The organism is Streptococcus sp. 1F3 (assembly GCF_054968985.1).
Map to the genome: position 1 here is coordinate 1 of NZ_JBUEQR010000037.1, position 21,196 is coordinate 21,196.

Genomic DNA, 21,196 nt, shown 5'->3' on the forward strand with positions numbered 1-21,196 from the left:
CCACTTCCTGCTTATTCTCCAGAATTGAACCCTATTGAGCAAACCTGGGCTAATTTAAAGGAGAAAGTGAGAGAATTACTAAGAAAAAAGGTCTCTGTGTGGGAAGCTTTGGAATTCTGTTTATAAACTAAATGACTATATAATCGAGGTAATACTTCTTTAGATTCTGTCTTATCTATAGATAAGGCTAGGGAATATATTTATAAGTACATCAAAAATAATGATAATGATTACTATTTTTCCTTTATTTTGGATGAACATTCTTAATGAGCAAACGAACTCTGTGGTGCTGTTGGCGCTTGAGCTAGTGATCGAGGACTTTGAAAACGTGTATCGTTTTCTGTCCTCTTTTTTCCAGCCCCACAAGTGTTCACCAACAGTCTATCCCTAGCCTAAAAGGAGCACCTTTCGTTGCCTATCTTTTGTAGACAGTCTTAGTCTGAATTCAGTTCAATGATACGTACAAAAACCTATATCCGATAGAAAATGGGAAGAGGTGTGTATTTGGTTCGTTTATTATCCGTTTTCATAATTTGTTTGGATTAAAAATTTGTCTAAAATGAAGAAAAATAGTAGAGTAGTAGATGTTCATAAATCAAATATGAGGAGAAGATATGAAGAAACGTTTTTGGTTAAAAAGTAGTGTACTTACCTTGGTAGCAACCTATGGTGTATGGGCAGCTCATGCGAGCGCAGAGGAAGTTGCAGTCCAAATTCTGGGAGTGAATGATTTCCATGGTGCTTTGGATGCGACGGGAAGTGCCTACATGCCTGAGGGGAAAGTATCTGGTGCTGGGACGGCTGCTTTGTTAGGAACCTACCTTGATGATGCAGAAAGCGAATTTAAGGAAGAAAATAGTGATAAGCATAGCGAAAGTATTCGTGTACAGGCTGGTGATATGGTTGGTGCAAGTCCAGCCAACTCAGGTCTCCTCCAAGATGAGCCGACAGTCAAAGTGTTCAATGAGATGAACTTCGAGTATGGGACACTTGGAAACCATGAATTTGATGAGGGATTAGCGGAATATGACCGAATTATGGAAGGGGAAGCGCCAGCTGAAGGGACCTTCCATAAGATTGTGGATGAATACGAACGTGAGCCTGCTAAACAAGAGATTGTTATTGCAAATGTAGTGGATAAGTCTACGGGAGAAATCCCCTTTGGGTGGAAGCCTTATGCTGTGAAGAAGATTGTAACGCCATCTAATGAAGAAGTTCAAGTCGGCTTTATCGGTGTGGTAACAACTGAAATTCCAAACCTTGTCCTTCGGAAACATTATGAACAGTATGAGTTTCTTGATGAGGCAGAAAGTATTGCCAAATATGCGAAAGCACTTCAAAATCAAGGGATTCGTGCGCTAGTTGTCCTAGCCCATGTACCGTCTACTAGCAAGGACGGACAGGCCTTTGGTGATGCTAAAAAGATGATTGATAAATTAAATACTATTTATCCTGAAAATAGCGTCGACGTCGTCTTTGCAGGGCATAACCATGTCTATACAAATGGTTTAGCTGATCCAGATACGCTCATTGTGCAAGCGACTTCTCAAGGAAAAGCGTATGCAGATGTTCGTGGAGTATTGGATACAGTGACAAAGGATTTTGTGACTGTACCAACTGCAACAGTAACTGCAGTAGCACCAAAGGTCAAGCAACCGAAAGCATCAATTCAAGCCATTGTTGACGAAGCAAACCGTATTGTAAAAACGGTCACAGATGCTAAAATCAGTACGGCAGTCAGTGGAGAAACGATTACACGTGATGTCAATGATGCAAAAGAGAGTGCTGTCGGGAACTTGATTACTGCAGGTCAGCTGGCTATTGCCCGTAAGGCAGGCTACAAGGTAGATTTTGCCATGACCAATAACGGTGGTATCCGGGCAGACCTGCTCGTCAAAGAAGATGGTACGATTACATGGGGAGCTGCACAAGCCGTACAGCCATTTGGGAACATCTTGCAAATCGTTCAGATGACTGGTAAGCAGATTTATACTGTTCTCAATCAACAATATGATGAGGAAGAAAGATATTTCCTTCAAGTGGCAGGTCTTAGCTATACCTATACAGACGCAGAACATGCGACACCAGAAAATCCCTTTCAGGTAGTGGATGTCTATGATGAGGCAGGAAATAAGCTAGATCCAGAAAAAATCTATACGGTTGTCATCAATGACTTCCTATTTGGTGGAGGCGATGGTTTTTCTGAGTTCCGCAAGGCGACCCTGATTGGTGCAATCAATCCAGATACAGAGGTCTTTGTAGAATACCTAACGGATATCGAAAAAGCTGGACAGAAAGTATCGGCAATGGTTGGTGGTAAAAAGACCTATGTGAAGAAATCAGAGGCAGAAATAATGCCTGGTGAGCCTACTCCTGTGCCCAATGAAAATCCAGGTACAGTAGGTGGTACAAGACTACCAAATCAGGCCCCTACGGTAGGTCTATTGTCTCAAAATAAGAAGACACCCTATCAAGTAAGAGATGAGAAAGAGGGAGAAACTAGACCAACGATAGTGAAATCAGTTGAAGCCCCTGTTGCTAAGCAAACACTTCCGGATACTGGTGATATAGCAAGTACAGGTTTCTTGACTTTACTTGGTTTGACTAGCTTGCTAGGTGCAGTTGGTGTCCGGAAAAGTAGAAAAATAGCAGATAGCCTCTCAGCATCTTGCAATGAATAAAAACTGAATCAGACTAGAGAGGACAAATTCATCCTCTCTGGTCTTTATATTTAGAACCTATATTCACAATTCATACTCTTTGAAAATCTCTTCAAATTTCGTCAGTGTCGCCTTGCCGTAGGCTACGATGGTCATTTGCTTTGTAATACTCAATAAAAATCAAAAGTAGACTAGCTTTCACAATTCAGAATTGTGAAAGGTTGGAAATGAGAGTAGCACCGCTCATTTCCTTATAATCGAAGCCGAAGGTAGAACGAGTGTTCACCAAGGCAAGTTGACGAAGTATCCTTTTGATTTTTAAAGAGTATAAGCTCTATTTTCCACCTGCGATTATCCACAGGACTATAGCAGTAACCTTCGGCTAACTTTCTCGTTTGCTTTTTGAGTTTCTTTGAGTATCAGTGCTTCCATCTAAGGATCCTTTTTCAGTTACTCATCTGGAGCTAGGAAAATGTATCTTTTTCTATCATTTTAGTTTGACTTTGGTTTCATTCTAAGATATAGTCTAAAAGATTATATAAGACTGTATTTTAATCCTTCTCTGCCAGGGTCTTTTTCGCGTAGCGTTTAGGGGAATATAGGCTAGAGACCTAGAGAGATTGGGCTAGTTTGTTTAGGATACGATTGAGACAGGAAACATACTAGAAGTCAGACAAATGGTCAAAAGAATGGTATACTAAAGACATGACAAAAGCAGATATCATTTTTAAAGAGAACATCCAAAAAATTATGAATGAGGGCGTCTTTTCAGAAAATGCCCGTCCGCGCTATAAAGATGGAAGAATCGCCAATTCTAAATACATCACAGGCGCTTTTGCTGAGTACGATTTATCCAAAGGGGAGTTTCCTATTACTACCCTGCGCCCCATTCCAATCAAGTCAGCTATCAAGGAAGTTTGCTGGATTTACCAAGACCAGACCAATAGCCTTGAAGTCTTAAATGACAAGTACGGGGTGACTTATTGGAATGATTGGGAGGTAGGCTCTACAGGCACGATTGGTGAGCGTTATGGGGCGATTGTCAAAAAGCACCAGATTATGGACAAGCTTTTGAAGCAATTAGAGACCAATCCCTGGAATCGTCGCAATCTCATCTCGCTGTGGGATTATGAGGCTTTTGAGGAGACAGACGGTCTCCTACCATGTGCCTTTCAGACCATGTTTGATGTGAGACTAGTGGACGGGGAGATGTATCTCGATGCGACTCTTATCCAGCGGAGCAATGACATGCTAGTAGCTCATCACATTAACGCCATGCAGTATGTGGCGCTCCAGATGATGATTGCCAAACACTTCGGCTGGAAAGTTGGAAAATTCTTTTATTTTATCAATAATCTGCACATCTATGACAATCAATTTGAACAAGCAGAAGAACTCCTACGCCGTGAGCCAAGTGAATGCCAGCCCAAACTGACCTTAAATGTAGCAGATGGAACCAATTTCTATGACATCAAGCCAGAGGATTTTGAATTGATTGACTATACCCCAGTAAAACCGCAACTGAAATTTGATTTAGCGATTTAACAGGCACATATCTAAAAATAAAATAACAAATGAGGGTACTAGGCGATGCCTAGTCTCTGCGTTTTGTGGTGAATTTTGATAGAATAAAAGTCAAAGGAAAAGCGGAAAGGAAGAGGCAATGACAAAGAAGATTTCAGCTATTTGGGCACAAGATGAGCAAGGTTTGATTGGTAAAGAAGGTGGTCTTCCTTGGTCATTGAAAGCAGATTTAGAGCATTTTAAGCAGACGACTACAGGTCATGCAATGGTCATGGGACGTACAACCTTTGAGGGGATGGGCAAGCGCGTGCTTCCCAATCGTATCTCTATTATCCTAACCCATGACCAAGATTACCAGGTGGAACATGACCGTGCGGTTGTTTTGCATAGCGTAGAGGAAGTCCTAGACTGGTATCATCAGCAGGATCGGAACCTTTACGTTATTGGAGGAGGTCAGGTTTTTACAGCCTTTGAGACTTCGATAGATGAAATTGTCAAAACAGACATTCATAGTAGATTTGAAGGGGATACTTATTTCCCCAAGACTTTTGATTTGTCTGTATTTGAAGAAATCAGTGCGACCATGCACAGACGGGATGCAGAAAATCCTGTTGATTTTACCGTCAGAATTTTAAAAAGAAAAGAGAAATAGGCATGCAGAAAAGTTTATTTGGTTTATTTACTGCAATTTTATGTGCAATCTGTATGCTTTGTTCCATTCAGGCCTTCCATAAAAAACGATATGGATTAGCCCTTCTCTTTCTCTTAAATGCGGTGACCAACTTGGTCAATAGTATCCATGCCTTTTATGGCGTATTATTTTAATAGAAATAAGGACAAGAAATAATGACAGTACATCATCCAACAGAGCTTATCTATTGCTCATTTTGTGGAAAGAACCAAGAAGAAGTAAAGAAAATCATAGCAGGAAATAACGTATTTATCTGTAATGAATGTGTGGAATTAGCCCAAGAAATTATCCGTGAAGAATTAGCAGAAGAAGTCTTGATCGATCTGGCTGAGACCCCAAAGCCGCAGGAATTACTGACGATTTTAAACCACTATGTCATTGGGCAAGACCGTGCTAAACGTGCCTTAGCAGTAGCTGTTTACAATCACTACAAACGGATCAATTTCCAAGACAGTCGAGAAGAAAATGATGTCGATTTGCAAAAATCGAACATTCTCATGATCGGTCCGACAGGCTCAGGTAAGACCTTCCTTGCTCAAACCTTGGCGAAAAGTCTCAATGTACCCTTTGCTATAGCTGATGCAACAGCCCTGACAGAGGCAGGATATGTGGGAGAGGACGTTGAGAATATCCTCTTGAAGTTGCTCCAAGCAGCTGATTTTAATGTGGATCGTGCTGAGCGGGGAATCATTTATGTAGATGAGATTGATAAAATTGCTAAAAAAGGGGAGAATGTTTCTATTACCCGTGATGTTTCAGGAGAAGGCGTGCAACAGGCTCTTCTAAAAATTATCGAAGGAACTGTGGCTAGCGTTCCACCACAAGGTGGTCGGAAACATCCGCAACAAGAACTTATTCAGCTTGATACCAAAAATATTCTTTTCATTGTAGGAGGAGCTTTTGACGGTATTGAAGAAATTGTGAAGCAGCGCATGGGGGAGAAAATGATCGGTTTCGGTCATAACAACCGGGCTATTGATGAAAAAGAATCCTATATGCAACATATCATTGCAGATGATATTCAAAAATTTGGTATTATTCCAGAATTGATCGGTCGCTTGCCTGTCTTTACCGCCCTTGATCCGCTGACGACAGAAGATTTGATTCGCATCTTGACAGAGCCGAAAAATGCCCTTGTAAAGCAATACCAAACCTTGCTTTCCTATGATGGTGTAGAATTGGAATTTGAAAAGGAAGCCCTTGAAGAGATTGCTAAACGAGCAATTGAATGTAAGACAGGGGCACGCGGGCTTCGCTCGATTATCGAGGAAACTATGCTTGACATCATGTTTGAAGTACCAAGCCAAGATGATGTCAGACGTGTACGAATTACGAAAGAAGCAGTAGGTGGAAAGGCTCAACCAATCTTAGAGACTGCATGAGGAGACGAGATGGAAATCAACACAAATAATGCAGAAATCGTTTTGAGTGCAGTTTCTAAGGCTCAATATCCACAAGATGAGATGCCAGAAATTGCTCTGGCAGGGCGCTCCAATGTCGGAAAGTCCTCCTTTATCAATACTCTTCTCGGGCGTAAAAATCTAGCACGAACTTCTAGTAAGCCTGGAAAAACGCAACAACTGAATTTTTATAATATCGATGATAAGATTCGCTTTGTTGATGTGCCAGGCTATGGATATGCCAGAGTTTCAAAGGCAGAACGTGCCAAGTGGGGCAAGATGATTGAGGAATATTTGACCAGTCGCACGAACCTACGAGCAGTGGTCAGTCTCGTCGATATGCGCCATGAACCATCAGCTGATGATGTCCAAATGTACGAGTTTTTGAAATATTATGAAATTCCAGTGATCCTTGTGGCGACAAAGGCGGATAAGATTCCAAGAGGGAAATGGAATAAGCATGAATCCATGATTAAGAAAAAATTGAACTTTGACAAAAATGACCAGTTTGTCATCTTTTCATCTGAGACCAGACATGGATTTGACCATGCTTGGGCTAGTATTTTGAGTAAAATATAAAAAATGTAGGTTTTGACTACATTTTTTCTTATTTTTAGGTAAAATTCTTGCAAAATACTAGAAAGTATGATAGTATGAGAAAGGTTTGAAAAAACTGACCTAAGACAGTAGGGGAGTTCAACTCATAAAGATCCTACCGAGGCACAAAACGGATAGAAACGTATTTGTACTTTCGTGTCTAGGTTTGGCACGTTTTTTTATGGAGACGAGCTCGAACCCAAAATAATAACGGAGGTAAAACACTAATGAGTGAAGCTATTATCGCTAAAAAAGCAGAATTGGTTGATCAAGTTGCTGAGAAGATGAAAGCTGCTGCATCTATCGTAGTTGTAGACGCACGTGGTTTGACAGTTGAGCAAGATACAGTTCTTCGTCGTGATCTTCGTGGAAGCGAAGTTGAGTATAAAGTGATTAAAAACTCAATCTTGCGTCGGGCAGCTGAGAAAGCTGGTCTTGAAGAACTAGCATCTATTTTTGTTGGTCCATCAGCAGTTGCATTTTCAAACGAAGATGTTATTGCGCCAGCGAAAATCTTGAATGATTTTGCTAAAAATGCTGAAGCTCTTGAAATCAAAGGTGGTGCGATTGAAGGTAAAGTTTCTTCAAAAGAGGAAATCCAAGCCCTTGCAGCATTGCCAAACAGAGAAGGTATGCTTTCTATGCTTTTATCTGTACTTCAAGCGCCAGTTCGCAACGTTGCATACGCTGTTAAAGCTGTTGCAGAAAGCAAAGAAGACGCTGCTTAATGCGTCAGTAGGTAGCCTAGGGCTACATCTATCTATTATTCATTAAAAACAAAACTATTTGGAGGAAATAACAATGGCATTGAACATTGAAAACATTATTGCTGAAATTAAAGAAGCTTCAATCCTTGAGCTTAACGACCTTGTAAAAGCGATCGAAGAAGAATTTGGTGTAACTGCAGCTGCTCCTGTAGCTGTTGCTGCAGCTGGTGCTGCTGATGCAGCTGCTGCTAAGGATTCATTCGACGTTGAATTGACATCTGCTGGTGATAAAAAAGTTGGCGTTATCAAAGTTGTACGTGAAATCACAGGTCTTGGTCTTAAAGAAGCAAAAGAACTTGTTGATGGAGCACCTGCAGTGGTTAAAGAAGGTGTTGCAACTGCAGAAGCTGAAGAAATCAAAGCTAAATTGGAAGAAGCTGGAGCTTCAGTTACTCTTAAATAAGAATTACATCATCATTAAATTGCGGAATCCCTATTTACCAGTCTTTGAGAGCGATAAGCGATTGAAAGAAACTGATAAATTGATTTGGTTTCCTGCCAAAACCCCTGCCAAAATCTTGGCAGGGGTTTTGTTTTAATAAATTTTCATAGCACGTAAAGATTTTAATCAGAATCTGTAGAAATCATAATTGTGATGAGACTAATCATCTCATCAAGTACATCTACAAGTGGAATCCCCTTTGTATAGCTATATTTTTTCGAATAATTTTGCCATTGTTGATTCTGAATAGGGTCAGATTTGAATCTAGCAAGTAGTTCAATAATTTTATTGAAATCAAGGTCAGTTTCGCGATAGGAAAAAGTTCTTTGACAAGCATTTTTTAACTGAATGAAATCAATATCTTTTTCTTCAATTTTGAAAGAATATAAACATCGTAAAAGTCTTTGCTTCTGCTGTTCAAGAAATTTCGTGAATAGATGGTTTGGAGTTTCTCAGCTAAAATTGTTTCAATCGTATATGCAATGATTGGAAATGTGTCTTCATTAAAAATAGCTTTGTAGTCATATGTAATCGGCTGTGGAGTTACAACATCACCTGTCGCAATATCTAAATGGATAATTTGTTTAATATTCTCAAGTTGGCACAAAATGGTTGCACGATAGCCTCCATAATCATCACTTTCTTTAATAGCTGTGATAGATTGAATTGTGAAAGAAATACCTTCTTCTAAATCTGCTAAAATTTCTTTAAGTTGCTGTTTAACAGTTTCTTTCGAGAGCCTTATTTGATGGAACAAAAAGTCAATATCAACAGTGCTACGAGACTCAACTCCGATGACATTTGAAAGTAGGAATCCTCCTTTGAAAATATAGTGATTTGAATAGGGACTTTGACTTAATTTTTTCAAAATCACTTCTAGAAAGTAATAGGTCATAACGGAATTAAAGGTTAATCCAGTATTTTTTGATATTTTATGACAGAGTGCTGTTAATTTAGCTTTATTCATATTAGGACCTCCAGAGTTTGTTTAACTCTTTCTAAAGCATTCATTTTTCTAGCATATTCATGGAGTTTTGCAATATTTTTTTTGGGATAGTTCCCATAAGATTGAAGTGTTTTGACAAAGAGTTCAGAATCAATTTTTTCTCTATGTATCACAAAATCACAAACAATACGTTCAAAATCATACACCCTTACTCTGTTTCCCATAGGAGTAGCTACAGTAGTCATTCCTAACTCGCTGTATTCTTTAGAAACGGAATGAATATTCAAATTAGCTGGAGGAGTATTAAAACGGTAGCCTCTAGGAATTGTTACGTCAAAATATTGTGGAATTTCATCTGTAAACTGTTGCAGATACAGTGCCGAAATATAAGAGAAAATAGCTTTGGGATAACGGTACTGAAAGAAGTAGTATTCGTCGTAGTCTCCGTCTGGGGTTAGGAAAATTCCTTTCTCAACTCGGAAGAGAATCCCTGCTTTCTCTAGTCTTGTCAAATATATTGTTGGAATATCTAGTGCTATACAATCTTTATAGGTGATAATGCCATTGTTGTTTTTTATAAATTCGAGTAGAATTTCTTTTTTTGACATGTTTACTCCTTTTTTTGTTGCGTTTATACTACAATTTTACAATATTTGTTGTGTAAAAGCAACATTTTGTTTTCCCTCACTGATTGTGCTGAAGGAAGAGAATTATTAGCTTGTAACGGCTAAGTATGGTGTTTTGGCTCTATTAGTTGAAAAAGAAGCGGAGGTTGAGGAGATAGATGCGGCTTTGGCTAAGTTTAGTGAAGACACAACACCTCAAATGAAGCAACAAATAGCACTCGAGATATAAGAAAAAAGGCTGACAAATAATATTGAACGCGGTAAAATGAAGTCAAGAAATCACAAAAGGAGAATAGACCATGCCCCAAACACTAGAAGAAATGTATCTTCAATTAGAAGAATGGTTGGCACAAGGTTTTACAAGCTCCGAAGATCGAGCCAACCATCAAGCCTTAAAAGAACAGTATGAAGATGAAAATCTTGAGTATAGCTTTTCAAAAGAAGAAATCACAAGTCAATTAGAGACCATCATTACAAGTCGTGAGAATGACTTTCCAGCCCCTTGATTTGGTTGCCAAAGTAGATGAACTATACAAAGAACAAGCTAACTATTACCGTAAGTAGTTGTCCTTGAATGATGTTGGAACAAATTGTGCCAAGCTTTTTGATTACTGCCGCAATAGGACTGATTTTGCTTGCCTTTTATCAGAGCGTGAAAGTTTTAGATGGCTTGTTTTTCATCGAATTCATCAGTGGCTTAGTCTTTATAGAAATCTATGGAATGTACCTCTTCTTCACAGAACAAAATCTCTATACCGATGATTGAGCAACTAATGGTATTTGGACTTTTATAGGATTTTTTATTGCACTTAATTTTTTGCTTGTACTTGAACTTATGACCAATATTGTGAGAAGTAGAAGTACAGTATACAAATAGGGCTACCAAGGCCGTCTGGATTACCCAGCTCGTGCCAATCACCGGATTATCCGTATGGATTTGGGAGAGGAGGAGTGGGGCTTCCAGTACTCGCCTTATGCTTATTTTAACGAGCACTGCATCTTCCTCAACACCCAGCATGTGTCTATGGTGATTACCCGCCAGACCTTTGAGCAACTCCTTGATCTGGTGGATACCTTCCCGGGCTACTTTGTAGGTTCTAACTCTGACCTGCCTATTGTCGGCGGATCCATCTTGACCCACAACCACTACCAGGGAGGCCGTCATACCTTCCCTATGGAAATAGCAGAGCTGGAGAGCCAGTTTACCTTTGCTGGCTATGAGGACATCTCAGCTGGTATCGTCAAGTGGCCCATGTCCGTTATCCGCTTGACAGGAGTGGACAAGGACCGCTTGGTGGACTTGGCAGATAAAATTCGTCTGGTCTGGTCTAGCTATTCTGATCCAGAGTTGGACATCTTGGCCTTTACAGGGGATACCCCTCACCACACCGTAACCCCTATTGCCAGAAAACGTGGTGACCTCTTTGAGTTGGACATTGTTCTCCGTGACAATCATACGTCCGCACAATACCCAGACGGGATTTACCACCCACATCCAGATGTTCAACACATTAAGAAAGAAAACATTGGTCTCATCGAGGTCATGGGGCTGGCCATCCTGCCACCCCGCTTGAAAACAGAGCTGATGGAAGTTGAAAAGTACTTGCTGGGACAAGACCATCAAGTCGCAGATTATCACCTGCCTTGGGCAGAAAAACTCAAAGCAGTCCATCCAGAGGTGACAGCGGAGACCGTGATAGGGATTGTTCAAGAGGCTGTTGGTCAAGTCTTTGTCCGAGTGCTGGAAGATGCTGGCGTCTACAAACGAGATGTAGCAGGTCAGGCAGGTTTTCGACGCTTTGTCGAGGCCATTTAGTAGAAGAATAGGAGATACACTTTAGGTGGAGCTGGCATTCCAACAACCCAGACAGGTATGGGAATCACTAAGAAATAAAAGGCAGTAAGTTCAGATAAGAAAAGAATGGCTTCATGAAAGGAAGAGATTTGATCTGCCAACTGATATTTGTCAACAAGTAACAAGTCTCTTCCTTATATGAGACAACCTACAACAAAAAATTGATTTCTTCAATTTTTTGTTGACACTATGCACTCAAAATAAATCCTTTCTTGAATTGAAAGATGAATTGGTTGAAGAAATTGCACAGCTAGATGTTGATTTGACAAGATTACAAGAAAAATGTCCCCTTAAACAAGGTGACAGAAGTTACTTTTAAATAAGAATTACATCATCATTAGATTGCGGAATCCCTATTTACCAGTCTTTGAGAGCGATAAGCGATTGATAGAGACGGATAAATTGATTTGGTTTCCTGCCAACCCCCCTGCCAACATTTTGGCAGGGGATTTATTTGAATAAAAATGTAAGAGTGGACAATAGAAGTGCCCTCTTTTTGAGGAGTTTAAAGAGAAGAAATACTCTTCAAACCTTGTCAGCCTTGCCTTGCTATAGGCTAGTATACTCATTTAGTTTAACTTTTATTACTTCAACGATTGTGGAAACTATGTTTCTCTATTTCCAACTTCCAATCATCTGCTAGATGATTGGAACTCGCTTTGCCGTACTCTACGATTGTTACTGACTATCGTCAGTATGATTTCCAACCTTCAACAGTCATTAGACTGTTGAAGCAGCCTGCAGCTCCTTGCCTAGTAATAAAAGTAAACGAAACAACTATATAGCTCCAGCGTCAATTGGTCGTACTGAGTAAAAGCTGCAGTGGAAGTTCTAGCCTGTTCTCTTAAAGAAGGAAGTATCTGTGATTGTATCTGCTTGTCTATGTTTGTTTTTTGAGGAATGATGTATGAGGAAGCATCAGTATTTTGATCTGTAGTCTTAGGGAAAGCGCCACATCCAGCCTAAGCACATATCCTAAGCTAGGGGATTAGCAACTATTCTACTTTTTCAATATGTTTTGCTTGTTTTTTTAGAAGATGGGAAATTGCCTTGCTTCTTGTTTTTAAAGAAGATAGAATGAGGAAGTAACGATATGTCAGGACAACCTTATAAGGTTTTTGAAATGCAAAGGAGGGGAAAGATTTAATCTTCAAAAGATAAGGGGAAGTTTGTGGCATTGATCATATAATAAAGATATAAACATTTGCAAAGGGAGAAACAGATGAAAAACAATCATTCAGAAAAAAAGTGTTTCCATAGTATTCGGACCCTAGCAGTCGGGGCCTGCTCTGTCATGATCGGAATGGCATTTTTGGGAGGAACCGTTGTTTCTGCAGAAGAAGTAGCAGAAACAGGTGTAGATACGAGTGTCGTTGCTGCAGCAGAAGAAAAGTCCAGAACTGCAGATGAAGCAGAAATAGCAGGCGCACATCCAGTAGCTGATGAAGTCGAACCTGCTCTTCAATCTACCCCTGTAAGAGCAGAGAATAAAGCCGCATCCACAGAATCAGAAGAAGCGCTGAAAACAGAGAATGAAACTGAATCAACAGCGACAGTAGAAGCAGAAAAATCAGAGAATAAAGCTATTACCTCAATACCGGTAGAAGAAAGTGGAGAAATACCTAAAGATGAGCTCCCTTTTCCAGAAGAAGCGCAACTCAGACCAAAGGAAGTCAAGTTTGATAGTTGGGCGGATTTATTAAACTGGCAACCAGATGCTCGAGAAGACGATGCTTTGAATCGTGGTTCTGTTCCACTAGTAGAGCGACATCAAGGGGAAATCATCAATCCAAAAGCAAGCAGTGAAGCTAAGGTTCAAGCCTTGTCCAATATGAATTCTAAAGCAGAGAATCATGCTTCTGTCGGAGGAGAAGAATTTAAGGCCTACGCTTTTGATTACTGGCAGTATGTAGACTCTATGGTCTTTTGGGATGGCCTTGTTCCAACCCCTGATGTGATAGATGCTGCTCATAGAAATGGTGTGCCAATCTACGGTAGTCTTTTCTTCAATTGGTCTAGTAGTCAAGAGGATCAAGATCGTCTTGCTGAAGCCATGCAACAAGATGAGAGTGGTGCTTTTCCAGTTGCTCGGAAATTAGTAGATCTTGCCAAATACTATGGTTACGATGGGTATTTTATCAATCAAGAAACTGCTGGGCAAAAAGTGTCTGAATTGCCAGAAAAAATTCGTGACTTTATGGTTTATATCAAGGAATATGGTGAGTCAGTTGGGCATCCAATCAAGGTATCTTGGTATGATTCTATGACCAATTCTGGTAGTAGACACTATGTGAATGGTGTCAGTAATGTTAATGACTACTATATCAAACCTGTAGATGGAAAAACTCCTGCAGATACGGTATTTGCAAACTTTAATTGGTCACAAGGCACCAATGATACGACCGTTGAGCATATGAAATCGCTTGGTCTCAATCCATTTGATGTCTTTGCTGGATTTGAATTACAGCAAGGAGGTTCTTATCATTCAAATATCAACTGGGATGCTCTGATTGATAAGGATACAGGAAAGCTTCGTCTATCCTTGGGCCTCTTTTCTCCAGATACCATTACTAGCCTTGGGAAAACAGGTGAAGATTACCATGAAAATGAAAATATTTTTTGGACAGGCTATCAAGGTAATCCAACAGGGAATAAGCCAGCAGATAAACAATGGTATGGAATTGCTAATGTGATTGCGGATAAGACCCCGATTGTCGGACGGACTTTCCATACATCATTCAATACAGGGCATGGGAAGAAGTGGTTTGTAGATGGAAAAGTGTCCAAAGATTCTGAGTGGAACTATCGTTCTGTTTCAGGTATATTACCAACCTGGCGGTGGTGGGTGACGACTGATGGGACACCTTTAGATATTCATTATGATTTTGATGATGCCTATAATGGTGGGAATTCACTTGCTTTTAAGGGAACGGTTGAGCGAGCAACTAAGCAAGATGTAATGTTGTATTCAACCAAATTGGAGCCTACTGCCACCTCTAAACTGCGCCTAACCTATCAAGGAGGAGAAGGAGCAATTGTCAAAGTTGGTTTAGCAACAACACCAGACTATAAGAATGTAGAATTTTATACTCTATCAACCGCAAATAGTAGGGGATGGAAAACAGAAGTTTTTGATCTAGCCAAGTTGACAGGTAAGACCATCTATGGAATCAAGCTCGCTTTTGAATATGATAGAGCTGTGGAAGATTATTCTTTCAAATTGGGGGAATTATCTATTGCAGAGAACGAAACAGCACCTGCCATCCCAACTGAGATAAGGGTGAAAGCAAAAGTGATTAAAAATGCCCAAGATGCTGAAGCTATTTTGCAGTTTAAGGGAAATACTGATGCAGATTATTATGAAGTATATGCAGAAGTTGGAAATGAATGGAAATTGCTAACGGGATCATCTTCTACGACCATTTATATACCAAAATTGAGCCGAGACACTCAAGATACAGGTACTACACAGCGTCTCAAGATTGTCTCCGTCGGCAAGAATGGGATTCGTTCAGAAGCAGGAATTGCAGATTTTGATTGGGGACTGACGGTTCGCGATACGACCCTGCCAAGACAAGCAGCCCCCAATGTAGTATTAGGGGCGATAGTGACAGGGACTAGCTATCCTCAAAATGGTGGGAATGAAGGACCAGAAAGCATGCTAAATGGCACCATTACCAGTCTGTCAGATAAATGGTGTATTTCAGATACTAATGCCTCTGTAGATATCAAATTGACCCAGCCTCGTACGATTGTCCGTTGGGTGGTAGATCATGCTGGTGCTGGTGGAGAATCAGTCAATGATGGTTTGATGAATACCAAGGATTTTGACTTATATTACAAGGATGAAAATGGTGAATGGCAATTAGCAAAGGCTGTTCGAGGGAATAAGGCTCATACATCGGACATCCTCCTTGATCAACCAATCACGGCTCAGGAATGGCGTTTACATGTTATTGTCGCTGACAATGGAACACCGTGGAAAGCGATTCGGATTTACAACTGGAAGATGTACGAGAAACTTGATACAGAAACTCCAAATATCCCAATGAACCATGCCCTTGCGCGTGATTTGGGAAATAACCATATTCAGCTTGGATTCAAAGATGTTCCTGCTCATACAACGATTCGGGTTTATGATTCGAATGAAGCTAGTGAGCCAATTGCAGTGGCAAGAACAGATCAAAAAGGCAATCTTATCCTTGATCCCATTGCCTTTGACAAGCGTCCATCTGTCCTCTACTATAGAGCCCAGGCTGAGAATATGGATGTGAGTAATCTGTTAGCAGTGCTAGTACCGAAAGAAGAAACGAAGATCAAGACCGTTAATTGGGAAACACCAGTGATGAAACGGGTCTATCAAACCGGAGAAGCCTTGTCCTTGGCAGGCTCTAGCCTTCGAGTAGCCTACGATAGTGGTGAAGCTGATAAGATTATCCCGCTGACTTATCCTGGTGTTACCGTCCAACCTATTTCAACCAATCAGTATGGGGAGCAACGTTTGGCAGTTCAGTATCTAGGACATCTATTAGCCTCACCTTTGACAGTTTATGTCTTGCAATCTGCCCTTCCAGCCACAGAGGTTGTTGGTCTGGAAGTAACAAGATTTCCTAAAGCAGCATATATGCTAGGGGAGGATTTGTTTTTAGAAGATGGCAGGTTTAAGGTCTGGACAGCAGATAATCAATCGTACGAGCATGCCTTGACTGATGAGGGTGTCGTGGTCACTGGCTATAATAAGAATCAGGTTGGAGAGCAAGTCCTTACGCTTAGCTATAAAGGGGCAAGTACCCAGTATCGGGTGCAAGTTTTGCCACAACCAAGGGTGGAGAATCCAACACCTCAGCCACGTCCAGACACTCCTCCAGGTGATGATAGCAATAAGGAAGAAGGAGTATCTACAGTGCGACCACCAGAGGTAGAAAAAGATCAAGGTGTAGCAATTCAAGGACGTCACCGCCTTCCTGTCGTCACACAGGTGGTTCATCAAGGGCAGACAGTTAGTCCAGAACAGGAAACAAGGCTTGCTCATTCCCCTCAGACTTCTTCAGAAAAAGCAGCGAAGTCAGAGACCAAGGTCGAGAAAAAAGATGAGGCGACCAAGGCTATTTCCTCTTCTGACAATAAGAGCAAGAAAGTAGAGAAGAGTCCAGGCTCTTCGTCTGCAGCTAAGAAAGAAAAAACGCCTACATCTTCTCCTGATACGATAAAGGAAGCTGGGACTAAAGAAACAAAACCAGCAAGTAAAAACGATTCAGGTCCAATTGTAGCAGGACTCGCCCTTATAGCAACCGTGATCGGCACCCTCTACTATTTTGTAATGAAGCATCGAAAAAAAGAAAGCAAATAGTAGTGTTGCTTTTGGGAAACCTAACCGTTAGATTTTACCTGCCTTAGTTGCCAATGTCTAGCCCGTGGGGATGACAATTTTTAGAAATAGCAGCTTTTTATAAGAGATGTTGCCTAAGCAAGAACATGTTAGAGTGTTCTTGCTTTTTTGATGCATAGCGCCCCGCAAGCCATCTGTCATTTATACTCTTGAAAAATCAAAAGGATCCTTCGCCAACTTGCCTTGGTGAAGGATCGTTCTACCTTCGGCTTCGATTATAAGGAAATGAGCGGTGCGAATCTCATTTCCAACCTTTCACAATTCTGAATTGTGAAAGCTAGTCTACTGTTGATTTTTATTGAGTATTAGTTCATACCTAAAGGGAACCACAGCTATACTCATTTCGTTTATCTTTTATTACTTCAACGATTGCGGAAGCTACGTTTTCTTATTTCCAGCTTCTAATCATCTTCTAGATAATTGGAACTCGCTTTGCCCTACTCTACGATTGTTACTGACTATCGTCAGTATGATTTCCAACCTTCAACAGTCATTAGACTGTTGAAGCAGCCTGCAGCTCCTTGCCTAGTACTAAAAGTAAACAAAATAACTACAATGCTGACTCCCTCTGTGTCTTTCTTAAGATTAGGTAAACAAGAAGTTAAAAGTTTACCAATCTTTTATAAATTTAAGAATCACTAACTCGGTCGTCTTTCTAATCCTAGTCTTTTAACTAAAAGGGGTAGTGATATATCTGTATTTTAAGGGAATGGAGATAAAAAATAAGCAATAAATGAGAAAAATGATTGACAAAACCGGTTTACTAGATTATAATGAACCTGTAAACGCTTTACAAATCGCTATATAAAGGAGTTAAGAGTATGGATCAAGAGTTTTCATTGGATCAGTTTTCTCTAAAAGGAAAGATTGCTTTGGTGACAGGAGCTTCGTATGGGATTGGCTTTGCCATCGCATCTGCCTATGCTAAAGCAGGGGCGACAATTGTTTTTAACGATATCAATCAAGATTTGGTTGATAAAGGGATAGCAGCTTACAAGAGCGCAGGAATTGAGGCACACGGCTATGTCTGTGATGTGACAGATGAAGAGGGAATACAAGCCATGGTAGCTCAAATTGAGCTAGAAGTTGGGGTGATTGATATCTTAGTGAACAATGCAGGTATCATTCGGAGAACCCCTATGCTTGAAATGACAGCAAGTCAGTTCCGTCAAGTAATTGATATTGACCTGAATGCTCCTTTTATTGTTTCTAAGGCAGTTATTCCATCTATGATTAAAAAAGGTCACGGTAAAATCATCAATATTTGCTCGATGATGAGTGAGTTGGGACGTGAAACAGTATCGGCTTATGCAGCAGCTAAGGGCGGTCTTAAGATGTTGACAAAGAATATTGCTTCAGAATATGGTGAGGCTAATATTCAATGTAATGGGATTGGTCCTGGTTATATCGCCACCCCCCAAACAGCTCCCTTGCGGGAACTTCAAGAAGATGGCTCCCGTCATCCTTTCGATCAATTTATCATTGCGAAGACACCAGCAGCTCGTTGGGGAGAAGCTGAGGATCTGATGGGGCCAGCAGTCTTTTTAGCGAGTGATGCAAGCAATTTCGTGAATGGGCATATTCTCTATGTAGACGGGGGAATTTTAGCTTATATTGGGAAGCAGCCAGAAGCATAAGACAAGGAAAGAATAGAAAAGGAATAAGGGATAGATATGAAAATTGCACTGATCAATGAAAATAGTCAAGCGACTAAAAATAGTCTCATTTTTGAAACGCTGAAAGAAGTAACAGATGCCAAAGGCTATCAAGTCTTTAACTATGGAATGTATGGCAAAGAGGGGGAAAGTCAGTTAACCTATGTCCAAAATGGTTTATTGGCATCCATTCTTCTAGTTAGTAAAGCAGCAGACTTTGTCATTACAGGATGTGGCACAGGAGTAGGGGCTATGCTAGCGGCTAATAGTTTCCCAGGAGTAGTCTGTGGCTTTGCAGCAGACCCTACAGATGCCTACCTTTTTTCACAGATAAATGGAGGAAATGCCCTGTCTCTCCCATTTGCAAAAGGATTCGGCTGGGGAGCTGAATTAAATCTCAAATTACTTTTTGAGCGTCTGTTTGCAGAGGAGATGGGTGGCGGTTATCCACGTGAACGCGTCGTTCCAGAGCAACGAAACGCCCGTATTTTGAATGAAATGAAGGCGATCACCTATAAAGACTTGCGAACTGTTCTTCAGGAAATAGATCAGGAGTTTTTGAAAGAGACAATTTCAGGTGAGCATTTCCAAGAGTACTTCTTTGCGAATTGTCAGAACGAATCCATTGCAGCCTATTTGACTTCCGTGTTAGAAAGCTAAGAAAGAGGGGCAGGTATGAAGAAGGTTCTACTGATTGGAGAACCCTTACTGCGCATTACACCAACGAACTATCAAGAAGTGGCAGATGGTGTGGAAAGCCGGATATTTTTTGGGGGATCAGAAATCAATGTCGCCTGTAATCTTCAAGGTTTTGGACGTGCTACCAAACTCTTGACCGCTCTACCCCAAGGTTCTTTAGGCGATAGATTTTTACGTTTCTTAGACGAAAAAGGAATCGATACTTCCAGTATCCAACGCCAAGGAGAACGCGTGGGATTATACTATATGGAAGCAGGTTTTGGTTGCCGTCCTAGTCAAGTCTACTATGACCGTGGCCAATCGAGCTTGGAATGTCTTCAGCTTGATCAAGTTCAGATGGATTCATTATTTTCAGAAGTGGAATGGGTTCACTTTAGTGGGATTACGGTGGCTGTTGGTTCAGCTGTGAGAGCCTGGCTTATTCAGCTACTACAAGAGGCAAAATGCCGCCAGATTCCGATTTCAATGGATCTGAACTGGCGCTCTAAGATGATTGGGCTCAAAGAAGCAAAAAAGATTTTTTCAGACTTTGCGACTTATGCAGATTACTGCTTTGGTCTAGAACCTATTATGGTGAATGCAGAAGATTGGACCTTATTTGAACGGGATAAAGCAAGTGTTCAGATGATACAAGAACGAATGCAGGCTTTAAAAGAAGTTTATGGATTTCAGGCAATTTTCCACACAATGAGGCAAACAGATGAAGTGGGGAGAAATCTCTATAAGGCCTATGGCTTAGCCGATGTATTTTCTTGTTCACAGGAATTGAAAACACAGGTATTGCAGCGCGTGGGCAGTGGCGATGCCTTTGTCGCAGGGGCATTGTACCAATTATTGGAGGGAAGCTCTTTAACGTCGATCTTGAATTTTGCAGTTGCTAGTGGGACCTATAAATGTAGTGTAGAGGGAGATCAAATGAGGCAGTCCGCTCCCCAAATCGCCTCCCTACTAGACGGAAAAAATGATATTGTACGATAAAGGAGGAGAGATGAGACCATCACAAATGATTGCAGAACTGAAAGCACAAGGCCTGGTTGTAGTCGTTAGAGGAGATGATAAGGAAGTTGGCTTTAAGACGGCGCAAGCCTGTATCGCAGGAGGGATTACAGCTGTAGAAGTAGCCTATACAAATCCAGATGCAGGCATCATTATTGCGGAACTAAAGGCCTATTATCAAGGCAATCCGTCCGTTTTAATTGGAGCGGGAACCGTTCTAGATCCTGTAACCGCACGGCAAGCGATTATGGCAGGTGCTGCCTACATTGTTTCGCCATCTTTTAGTAAGGAAGTGGCAAAGATATGCCATCTTTATGCAGTCCCATACCTCCCGGGCTGTATGACCTTGACGGAGATTACAACTGCTCTAGAAGCAGGATGTGAAATGATCAAACTATTTCCTGGTAGCGTTTTGGGACTGGGCTATATTGGAGCCATCAAAGCTCCGTTACCTCAAGTCTCTATCATGGTGACAGGAGGGGTCAAACTGGATAATATCGCAGATTGGTTCACTGCTGGAGCAGACGCCCTTGGGATCGGTGGGGAATTTAACCAATTAGCTTCCAAGGGAGAGTTTGATACCATTCAAGAATTGGCGACTGCATATAGCCGTTCTAGAAACAGTCAGAACTAAATCCCTCAAAAGAAAATACCAACCTCCTATCCTTTTCCATAAAGACAAGAAACGATTGGATAGGGTTTATTGAGAGTACAGATAGGAAGAAGGGGAAGTGATTCTTGCTTGGCTAGGGATTGTTTCTTCTTCCCCATTTTCCCTATTGGGGTAGGGGCTTGCTATCTTTAGTCTTGTTTGGTATCCTATTTCAAACGTTTGCACTGTTTGAGACGAAGGATTATTTTTTTGAAATAAAACATTGTTAACATACTCACAAATTTTGTAAAAGCTATTGACAAGTGATGTTCAATAGTCTACAATACAAAGTGTAAG

Annotated in this window: 15 protein-coding genes, 6 pseudogenes and 1 other annotated feature; of the genes and pseudogenes, 19 read left to right on the top strand and 2 right to left on the bottom strand. The window is 40.8% G+C overall.

The window, feature by feature from the left end:
* The 9 genes from ACVPON_RS02935 to rplL form a co-directional block, all read left to right on the top strand.
* The coding region (locus ACVPON_RS02935; RefSeq protein WP_462876122.1) for a transposase at positions 1–126 on the top strand (126 nt) is incomplete at its 5' end.
* Positions 127–614: 488 nt separating this feature from the next.
* Complete coding sequence (locus tag ACVPON_RS02940; RefSeq protein ID WP_462876024.1) at positions 615–2,681, top strand: bifunctional metallophosphatase/5'-nucleotidase; 2,067 nt, start codon at positions 615–617, stop codon at positions 2,679–2,681.
* A 684-nt stretch (positions 2,682–3,365) separates the two neighbouring features.
* Positions 3,366–4,205 carry a thymidylate synthase gene (locus ACVPON_RS02945; protein WP_462876026.1) on the top strand — a complete coding sequence of 280 codons (840 nt, stop codon included), beginning with the start codon at positions 3,366–3,368 and terminating at the stop codon, positions 4,203–4,205.
* 118 nt (positions 4,206–4,323) lie between these two features.
* Positions 4,324–4,836 (top strand): dihydrofolate reductase, encoded by a 513-nt coding sequence (locus ACVPON_RS02950; protein ID WP_462876028.1) that lies wholly within the window; start codon positions 4,324–4,326, stop codon positions 4,834–4,836.
* A 2-nt stretch (positions 4,837–4,838) separates the two neighbouring features.
* Complete coding sequence (locus ACVPON_RS02955) at positions 4,839–5,009, top strand: hypothetical protein (protein WP_462876030.1); 171 nt, start codon at positions 4,839–4,841, stop codon at positions 5,007–5,009.
* Positions 5,010–5,030: 21 nt separating this feature from the next.
* On the top strand, positions 5,031–6,257 hold the full coding sequence (gene clpX, locus ACVPON_RS02960) for an ATP-dependent Clp protease ATP-binding subunit ClpX (protein WP_462876032.1): 1,227 nt from the start codon (positions 5,031–5,033) through the stop codon (positions 6,255–6,257).
* A gap of 9 nt (positions 6,258–6,266) precedes the next feature.
* Complete coding sequence (gene yihA, locus ACVPON_RS02965) at positions 6,267–6,854, top strand: ribosome biogenesis GTP-binding protein YihA/YsxC (RefSeq protein WP_462876034.1); 588 nt, start codon at positions 6,267–6,269, stop codon at positions 6,852–6,854.
* Between the two features lie 80 nt (positions 6,855–6,934).
* Positions 6,935–7,062, top strand: a sequence feature (ribosomal protein L10 leader region).
* A 37-nt stretch (positions 7,063–7,099) separates the two neighbouring features.
* Entirely contained in the window at positions 7,100–7,600 is a 501-nt protein-coding gene (rplJ, locus tag ACVPON_RS02970; protein WP_462876036.1) for a 50S ribosomal protein L10, read from the top strand.
* 73 nt (positions 7,601–7,673) lie between these two features.
* Complete coding sequence (gene rplL, locus ACVPON_RS02975; RefSeq protein ID WP_462876038.1) at positions 7,674–8,042, top strand: 50S ribosomal protein L7/L12; 369 nt, start codon at positions 7,674–7,676, stop codon at positions 8,040–8,042.
* A 161-nt stretch (positions 8,043–8,203) separates the two neighbouring features.
* Here rplL and ACVPON_RS02980 read toward each other — a convergent pair.
* Together ACVPON_RS02980 and ACVPON_RS02985 are read right to left on the bottom strand one after the other, a co-directional pair.
* Positions 8,204–9,048: pseudogene (locus ACVPON_RS02980) on the bottom strand (nucleotidyl transferase AbiEii/AbiGii toxin family protein).
* Complete coding sequence (locus ACVPON_RS02985; RefSeq protein ID WP_462876040.1) at positions 9,045–9,635, bottom strand: type IV toxin-antitoxin system AbiEi family antitoxin domain-containing protein; 591 nt, start codon at positions 9,633–9,635, stop codon at positions 9,045–9,047. Before ACVPON_RS02985 ends, ACVPON_RS02980 begins: the two are co-directional and overlap by 4 nt.
* A gap of 109 nt (positions 9,636–9,744) precedes the next feature.
* Between ACVPON_RS02985 and ACVPON_RS02990 the strand changes: the two are divergent.
* From ACVPON_RS02990 to ACVPON_RS03035, 10 genes and pseudogenes are all read left to right on the top strand, one after another.
* Positions 9,745–9,882: pseudogene (locus ACVPON_RS02990) on the top strand (helicase SNF2); the annotation flags it as partial.
* A gap of 70 nt (positions 9,883–9,952) precedes the next feature.
* Positions 9,953–10,217, top strand: a pseudogene (locus ACVPON_RS02995) (DUF5962 family protein).
* Between the two features lie 13 nt (positions 10,218–10,230).
* Positions 10,231–10,530 (top strand): annotated as a pseudogene (locus tag ACVPON_RS03000) (DUF5966 family protein).
* A pseudogene (locus ACVPON_RS03005) lies at positions 10,531–11,469 on the top strand (UDP-glucose--hexose-1-phosphate uridylyltransferase); the annotation flags it as partial.
* Between the two features lie 98 nt (positions 11,470–11,567).
* Positions 11,568–11,819: pseudogene (locus ACVPON_RS03010) on the top strand (helical hairpin domain-containing protein); the annotation flags it as partial.
* 911 nt (positions 11,820–12,730) lie between these two features.
* Entirely contained in the window at positions 12,731–16,858 is a 4,128-nt protein-coding gene (locus tag ACVPON_RS03015; RefSeq protein ID WP_462876042.1) for an endo-beta-N-acetylglucosaminidase, read from the top strand.
* 860 nt (positions 16,859–17,718) lie between these two features.
* Positions 17,719–18,534, top strand: coding sequence for a gluconate 5-dehydrogenase (locus tag ACVPON_RS03020; RefSeq protein ID WP_462876044.1), 816 nt, complete (start codon positions 17,719–17,721; stop codon positions 18,532–18,534).
* Between the two features lie 36 nt (positions 18,535–18,570).
* Complete coding sequence (locus ACVPON_RS03025; RefSeq protein ID WP_462876046.1) at positions 18,571–19,212, top strand: RpiB/LacA/LacB family sugar-phosphate isomerase; 642 nt, start codon at positions 18,571–18,573, stop codon at positions 19,210–19,212.
* A gap of 15 nt (positions 19,213–19,227) precedes the next feature.
* Positions 19,228–20,229, top strand: a complete 1,002-nt coding sequence (locus ACVPON_RS03030) for a sugar kinase (RefSeq protein WP_462876048.1) — start codon at positions 19,228–19,230, stop codon at positions 20,227–20,229.
* 10 nt (positions 20,230–20,239) lie between these two features.
* A complete protein-coding gene (locus ACVPON_RS03035; RefSeq protein WP_462876050.1) occupies positions 20,240–20,881 on the top strand; it encodes a bifunctional 4-hydroxy-2-oxoglutarate aldolase/2-dehydro-3-deoxy-phosphogluconate aldolase in 642 nt (213 codons plus the stop codon).
* Positions 20,882–21,196: the final 315 nt, after the last annotated feature.